Annotated in this window: 7 protein-coding genes; 5 read left to right on the forward strand and 2 right to left on the reverse strand. The window is 66.4% G+C overall.

Features of this window, described 5'->3' with window-relative positions:
- The coding region (locus AC16JP_RS10235; protein ID WP_484340513.1) for an NnrS family protein at window positions 1–704 on the reverse strand (704 nt) is incomplete at its 3' end.
- Window positions 705–979: 275 nt separating this feature from the next.
- Between AC16JP_RS10235 and AC16JP_RS10240 the strand changes: the two genes are divergently transcribed.
- Window positions 980–1,663: an NnrU family protein gene (locus tag AC16JP_RS10240; protein WP_484340514.1), complete on the forward strand. Its 684-nt coding sequence runs from the start codon at window positions 980–982 to the stop codon at window positions 1,661–1,663.
- A gap of 16 nt (window positions 1,664–1,679) precedes the next feature.
- A complete protein-coding gene (locus AC16JP_RS10245) occupies window positions 1,680–2,477 on the forward strand; it encodes an SDR family NAD(P)-dependent oxidoreductase (protein WP_484340515.1) in 798 nt (265 codons plus the stop codon).
- A gap of 7 nt (window positions 2,478–2,484) precedes the next feature.
- Here the strand turns inward: AC16JP_RS10245 and AC16JP_RS10250 are convergent, their stop codons facing one another.
- Window positions 2,485–3,510, reverse strand: coding sequence for an AraC family transcriptional regulator (locus tag AC16JP_RS10250; protein WP_484340516.1), 1,026 nt, complete (start codon window positions 3,508–3,510; stop codon window positions 2,485–2,487).
- 157 nt (window positions 3,511–3,667) lie between these two features.
- Between AC16JP_RS10250 and AC16JP_RS10255 the strand changes: the two genes are divergently transcribed.
- The 3 genes from AC16JP_RS10255 to AC16JP_RS10265 all read left to right on the forward strand — a co-directional run.
- Window positions 3,668–4,963, forward strand: a complete 1,296-nt coding sequence (locus tag AC16JP_RS10255; protein WP_484340517.1) for an acyl-CoA dehydrogenase family protein — start codon at window positions 3,668–3,670, stop codon at window positions 4,961–4,963.
- Window positions 4,964–4,966: 3 nt separating this feature from the next.
- Window positions 4,967–6,181, forward strand: coding sequence for a thiolase family protein (locus tag AC16JP_RS10260; RefSeq protein ID WP_484340518.1), 1,215 nt, complete (start codon window positions 4,967–4,969; stop codon window positions 6,179–6,181).
- Between the two features lie 9 nt (window positions 6,182–6,190).
- The coding region (locus tag AC16JP_RS10265; protein WP_484340519.1) for a class I adenylate-forming enzyme family protein at window positions 6,191–7,410 on the forward strand (1,220 nt) is incomplete at its 3' end.

A 7,410-nucleotide genomic window follows, 5' to 3' on the forward strand; every position in this document is an offset into this window, starting at 1 on the left:
GCCCAGGCAACCAGCCCCAGTTGCAGCGAAACGATGGCGGCGGTGTCGACATGGTTGTGCGTCGGCGGCAGCGACGTGACCCGTTGGCGCATCAGCCAGTTCCGCGTGAACGCGGGAATGATCCGCCCGCCAATCAGCGATATCAGCGCGATGGTGGCGGCGATTGCCAGCCGCCAGCCAAGACCGGCCGGAATATCGAAGCCGCCTGCTTCCAGATACATCAGCAGGTCGGCGACACCCAGCACAAGGATCGGCACAGGCACCTTCAGGTTCCGCCAGTTGCGGGCCAGCACCACTTCGCGTGTTGCAAGGAAACACAACAGCGCCGGGAACGCCATTTCGATGGCGATCGCAGCCCACAGCGGCATCACCGCCGACACCATGCTGGCGACCCGCCCGGCAAGCCAGATCGCCGCCAGCAGTTGCAGTGTTGTGCCATGGATCGGGCGGCGACCCGTCCAGTTGGGTATGGCCGTCAGCAGAAAGCCTGCGATCGCCGGATAGACGAAGCCGAACAGCATCGCGTGGATGTGCCATTGCATCGGATCGAAGCGGCTGGGGATCGCATTCCCGGTGGCGTAGAGCCACACCCACAACAGGATCGCCAGCGCGGCCCAGAGACCCGCTGCGATGAAGAAGGGGCGGAACGCCAGCGACCAGAGGATCGACGGGCGGCGGGTGGAGGCGTGGATGGTGGCGTTCATGATCCTCGATCGTGCCTGATGGCATCTCCGGTTCGGGAAGATACGGCACCGGGTCTGCGAAGGCTGCTTCGCCCAGCCGACGAACGGGTGCTGGAACGGCGATTAGCGGCGTTACCGGCTGATCGCCAGCGAAATATGACCGCACAGGTCTTTTATGGCAATTTGTCGCGCTTCGGCGGGCTGTCGCGCTGATGTTATCGGCAGTCTTGCGCGTTGGGGCGCCCACCTGCCATGAACAGGGCAGCAACGCCGTGCGCTGTGGGGAGAGGTCGGCCATGATGACGCCGTTTGTCCTGTTGCTGCTGTTGTTCGTCGTCAGCCACATCGGCATGACGGCGCCCGCCGTTCGCGGGCCGTTGGCCGGGCGGTTTGGCGAACGCGGGTTTCAGGCGCTCTATTCGCTGATTTCGCTGCTGCTGCTGGGCGGCGCGCTGTTTCTGTGGCGCGGGCTGGGGCCGCAACCGCTGTGGGTGGCGCCGCATTGGGCCTGGCTTCTTTGTTCGGCGTTGATGCTGCTGGCGTCGGTGCTGTTCGTCGGATCACTGACACCGGCCAACAAGGCGCTGGCAGGGGTTCCGGTCGATGATCGTCCGGCGGCGGGTGTGCTGCGGATCACCCGGCATCCGATGATGTGGGGGTTCGGTATCTGGGCGTTGGTGCATGCATGGCTGTCGGGCAGTCTGCCGACGGTGCTGCTGGCGCTGGCAATACTGATCGTGGCGCTGGGTGGCGCGGCACATCAGGATGGTCGCAAGCGGGCGGCTGGCGGCGCGCTCTGGCAGCGGTATGCCGGTGCGACATCGTTCTGGCCGCTTGGCGCGCAGATCGTCGGCCGCCAGCCATGGGCCTCGTTGTGGCCGGGGCTGCTGCCGGTGGCGGGCGGGCTGCTGCTTTGGGCGCTGGCGACCTATGCGCATCCGGCGCTTTTGGGTGCGCCTGCTGTGCCGCCGTGGGGTTGATCGGAAGGGAAGGCTGATGTTCCAGGGTAAGCGGGTGTGGATCACGGGTGCGTCGTCGGGGATCGGCGCCGGGCTGGCGCGGGCGTTCGGCGCCGCCGGGGCCGTGGTTCTGCTGTCGGGGCGCAACGTCGGGGCTCTGGAACAGGTCGCTGCCGAAATCACCGGGGCGGAACTTCTTCCGTTCGAGGTGACCGATATCGAAGCATTGCCAGCCGTGGTTGCGCGCGCCGGGCAGGTGGACGTGCTGATCCTGAATGCCGGGATTTCCCAACGCTCGCTGGCCGAGGACACTGACATGGCGGTCTATCGCACCATCATGGAGGTGGACTATTTCGCCCCCGTCGCGCTGGCGAAGCTGGTGCTGCCGCAGATGCTGGCACGCGGGTCGGGGCACATTGCAGTGACCTCCAGCGTTGCGGGCAAAGTCGGCTCGCCACAGCGCACCGGCTATTGTGGCGCGAAGCACGCGGTGATGGGCTTTTTCGATGCGCTGCGCACCGAGGTCGAACATCGTGGCGTGCGGGTGACGACGATCGTTCCGGGCTTCGTCGCGACCGAGATCGGCGCACGGGCGCTGCGCGGCGACGGCAGCGTGAAGGGTGCGGGCGAGGACGACGTGGACGGAGGCATCAGCGCGGACGAAGCGGCCGCGATCATCTTGCAGGGGTTCGGCGCCGGAACAAGGGAAATCGTCGTCGGCGCCAGCGACGGCGCGGAAATGGCGCTGCTGGCCATGAAGCGGCAGAACCCGGACGGGCTGTTCGACCTGATGAGCCAGATGGGCGCAGCGGTGGTGAAGAAGTTCCGCGCCTGAGCGCCGGTCAGTGCCGGGCCTGCCGGAACGTGGTCGGGTCCTTTCCCGACCAGCGTCTGAACGAGCGCGACAGGCTGGACACTTCGGAATAGCCGAGGTTCTCGGCGATTTCGGCAATGGTCATGCGGGTGCCCTGCAGCAGTTCCCTTGCCGCGCGGAAGCGGGCCTCGTCGAGGAGGCTTCGGTAGGAGGTGCCGTTTTCCGCCAGCCGCCGGTGCAGTGTCCGCGCCGACATCGAACAGGCCTGCGCCAGTTCGGCAAACGACAGGTAGCGCCCGTTGCTACAGGCCAGCCGCGACAACGCCATACTGGCGAAATCCGGCTGCCTGCCGTCGCCATCGAGCATCGCGCGACATTGGCGGACATAGGTTTCTTCGCTTTGGGCGCTGCTTAGCGCCAGTTTGCGGTCGCCGGAATCGGGTTGCCAGCGCCAGACGTTGCGGTTGGCGCCGAACAGGATCCGGCATCCGGTCATCGCTTCGATGCTGTCTGCATCGTCGGGCCGGGGCAGGCTGAGTTCGACCGCCATCGGCGCCGCATCGTAGATGCCGTTCTCGCGCAGCATTGCGCTGACCGAACCGAGATCGCGGAACAGGCTGAATTCCCGCAACGACGCCGGGATATCCTCGCTTTCCATGTTCAGGCCGGCCAGCATTCCGCCCTCCAGCAGCGGGGTGTAGCGCATCAGCGAATAGTTGAGATCGCTGAACAGGGTGGCCAGCTCGACCGATCGCCGGACCGAACTGGCAGTCGTGATCAGCAGTCCGAAAGTGCCGTAGGAAAGCAGGCTGTAGCGCAGGCCGGTGCGCACCCACAGCGTCGGCGTGTGGCCGGTCTGCCGCACGAAGGCATGCTGGAAATCAAGCTCTTGCCGGCCGGTCAGCCTGCCTTCGGCGTTTTCGACTTCGACGGGTTCGATACCGGCCTCCCGCAGGGCGGCTACAGGGTCGAGGCCATGTTCGCGCAACAGAGACAGCATAATCCGGACACTGAAGTTCGGCAGGGAAATCCTGTCCAGTGTTTCGAGCCGCATGCCCTCCTCCGTGAACCGCCGCCGCAGCGCTTTCGCCTTCAGATGCCGTCTGGCCAGAAATGTCAACAGAATGGCCGGGGGCGATATTCCATCCGACCGTCGCGTGGGGGAAGCTGCGGGACATTCCGCGATCCATCTGAACGGGAGGTCAGATACCGTGAACACGCATTTTGTCGAAGGGGAACGGGCATTTCCGGTTTCGCCGGGCCTGCCCCGTGCACGCCGCTGGTCGCCCGCAGACGGCCTTGGCCTCGAGGAACCGCTCGACCCGACGCGGGCGGCGATCCTGGAAGCGGTGCACCGCTTTGCGGCAACCGAGGTGCGCCCGCGAGGTATCGCGCTCGACCGGCTGTCGCCGGATGAGGTGGTGCAGCCCGGCTCGGACTATTGGGAAGTCCTGCGCCAGTATCAGGCATTCGGCTTCGACGGCGCGCAACCGCTTGATCTGACGGCGGACGAGGCGGTCGACCTGCGCTCGATGATCAACGAAGAGCTGGGTTGGGCCGATGCCGGACTGGCGATCGCGATCGGCGCCGGCGCGCTGGGCAGGTTGATGGCGACACGCTGGAATCGCCCTGATCTTCTTGAAGCCTTCCCGGCGACGATGCTGGGCTGCTGGGGCATCACCGAACCAGTTGCCGGTTCCGACATGCTGGATTGGGATGGGCTGGCCGCGCATCCGAAGCCCGATTGGGGTCGGCCTTCGCTGATCGCGCGCCAAGCGGGCGACAAGATCGTTTTGAACGGCCAGAAGTCGGCCTGGGTTTCGAACGGGGTAACCGCGCAGTATTGCAACCTGTTCACCTGTTTCGACCGTGGCCGGGGCCGCGAGGGCATCCATATCTATGTGCCGCTCGACCTGCCGGGGGTGGGGCGTGGAAAACCGCTCGACAAAATGGGGCAGCGGGCGCTGCCGCAGGGCGAGATTTTCTTCGACAATGTCGAGGTGCCGGTGCGCTTCGTCGCGGCCGGGCCGGACCGTTATGCCGACGCAGTGAACGACATCCTGTGCGAGGCGAACGCCGGCATGGGTGTCTGCTTTGTGGGGGTTGCGCGCGCGGCGTTCGAGCTTGCGCTGGAGTATGTGCACGAGCGTCGGCAGGGCGGGGTGCCGCTGGTGGCGCACCAGTCGGTTCGGGCGAGGCTGCACAGCATGTTCCGCAAGGTGGAAGCCGCCCGCGCCCTGAGCCGCAGGGTGGCGCGCTACAACGAACTGTCGGGCCAGCGCGCGCTGGCGGGTTCGATCGCTTCGAAGATCACTGCAACCCAGACCGCCTTCGAGGTGGCAAGCGAGGCGCTGCAACTGTTCGGCGGCAACGGGATGACCCGTGCGTATCCGATCGAGAAGCTGCTGCGGGACGCCCGCGCATCGATGATCGAGGACGGCTGCAACGACATGCTGGCGATCAAGGGCGGCGGGCTGCTGGTCGATACCGACAGGATGGAGGCGTAACGAATGGCCGGAGAAGTCTATGTGATCGGCGCTGCGATGACGCCGTTCGGCAAACATGCGGCGCGCGGCCTGAAATCGCTTGCCGGTGAGGCGATCACCGGGGCGCTGGCTGATGCCGGTATCGAAGGCGCCGACATCGAGGCAGCCTGGATGGGCACCGCTGCCGCAGGCGTGATGACGGGGCAAGTGCTGATACCGGGCCAGGTCGTGCTGCGCGGCCTCGGAATCGGGCGGATTCCGGTCGTGAACGTCGAGAACGCCTGTGCGACTTCGGCTACCGCGTTTCAGCAGGCGGTCGAGATGGTGCGCCTTGGCGCATATGATCTCGTGCTCGTTGCGGGGTACGAAAAGCTCTACCACGAGGACAAGGCGCGGACATTTTCCGTCTTTCGCGGCGCGGTCGACGTCGAACAGCTTGAGCAGGTGCTGGCGAACGTGCGCGCCAGCGGCGGCGATGCCGAACAGGGCCGCAAACGATCGCTGTTCATGGACCTCTATGCGCAGTCGGCGCGTGCGCACATGCAGCGTTGGGGCACCACCCAGCGCGACTTCGCAATGGTTTCGGCCAAGAACTCGCGCCACGGGTCGCTGAATCCGTTCGCCCAGTATCGCGATGTCCTGACCGTCGAGGACGTGCTGGCGGCCCCTGTCGTTGCCGATCCGCTGACGCTGCCGATGTGCTCGCCGATCGGCGACGGGGCGGCGGCCCTGGTCATCGCGTCGGGGGAAAAGGCGCGCAAGTTGGGGATGGCGAGGGCGATCCGGGTGCGCGCCAGTGTGCTGGCATCGGGCTGGGATCAGGAAACGGGCGAAACGGAAACCGTGCCGGAATATGCCGCGCGCAAGGCCTATGCGACGGCCTCGGTCGGGCCTGAGGATCTGGGTGTCGTGGAGTTGCACGACGCGACGGCGCCGGCTGAACTGACCTACTATGAATTTCTCGGCCTCGCTGCACCGGGCGACGGCGCCGGGCTGCTGCGCGATGGCGTAACCGAACTGGGCGGCCGGTTGCCCGTCAACCTTTCTGGCGGACTGCTGCGCAAGGGGCACCCGATCGGTGCATCGGGGGCAGCGCAGATCTTCGAACTGGTTACCCAGTTGCGCGGCGAAGCAGGCGCCCGGCAGGCGGATGGCGCAAGGGTTGCGCTGGCCGAGAACGGCGGCGGCATGCTCGGGCGCGACGTGGCCGCGATCGTCATCTCGGTTCTGTCGCGGTGAGGGGCGGCCATGGTGAATGAACTGATTCTGGCCGACCTGATCGCCGAACGCGCGCGCACGCACCCTGACCTCGATGTGCTGACGTTCGTGCGGGTGCTGGCGAACGGCGATATCGACGCGCGGCCGCGCAGCTACGCCGACCTCTGGCGCAACGGCAACGCGATTGCGTCGGCGCTGGCGCAGGCGGGAACGCAGGACGGGGCGCGTTTCGCCATCATGATGCGGAACCTTCCCGAATTCGTCGAGGCGATGGTCGGCGCTTCGATCACCGGCGCGACGTTCGTGCCGATCGACCCGAGGACGCAGGGCGAGCGGCTTCTGTTCATGCTGCGGCACGCCGAATGCCGTGGTGCGATCGTCGACGCCGAGGCAGTCCGGGCATTGACCGAACTGCAAGACGATCTGCCGCCCGATTTCTGGATCTGGGGTGCAGATGTCGATCAACCGGATATCGTTCGGCCGGAAATCGTTCGGCTGGAGGAAATGCTGGCCCGGCCCGGCCCTGCCGTGGCGCGGCGCGTCGACGATCCGGCACAGATCCAGCAGATCCTCTATACCTCGGGCACCACGGGCGATCCCAAGGCGATCATGGTGCCGTTTTCGCGCATGGGCGAGGCCGGGCGGACGGGGGCTGCATTCGGCCTTGTCGATACCGATCGTCCTTGCACCGGCCTGTCGCTGACGCATGCCAACGCGCAGTTCGTGACACTGGCGAGCGCGCTGCATCTGCGCCTGCGGGCGGTGATCCTGGAACGCTTCACCAAGTCGCGCCTTCTGGATATCGCCCGCGCGCATGGCTGCACGGTGTTCACGCTGCTTGGCGGGATGACGACGGCGCTCTACGCCGAACCGCCACGGCCCGATGATGCGGATACGCCGTTGCGCATGGTGATTTCGGCCGGGATGCCGGCCAGCCTCTGGCGCGCGTTCGAGGCGCGGTTCGGTTTGAAGATCTATGAATTCTACGGCGCGGCGGAAGGCGGGCTGTGCCTCAATCCGCCAGGCGTCGGGCCGGTTGGATCGGTCGGGCGGGCGCCGCCGGGGCTGCAACTTGCGATCCTCGACGAGGGCGACTGCATGTGCGCGCCGGGTGTGGTTGGGGAAATCTGCTTTCGCGCGGCAACAGGCCCGGCGCTGGCGGTGCATTACCACGCCAACCCGGAGGCATCGCGCGACAAGGTGCGCGGCGGCTGGCTGCGCATGGGCGACATGGGCCATGTCGACGAGGA

The sequence above is a fragment of the Sandaracinobacteroides sp. genome (assembly GCF_057137845.1).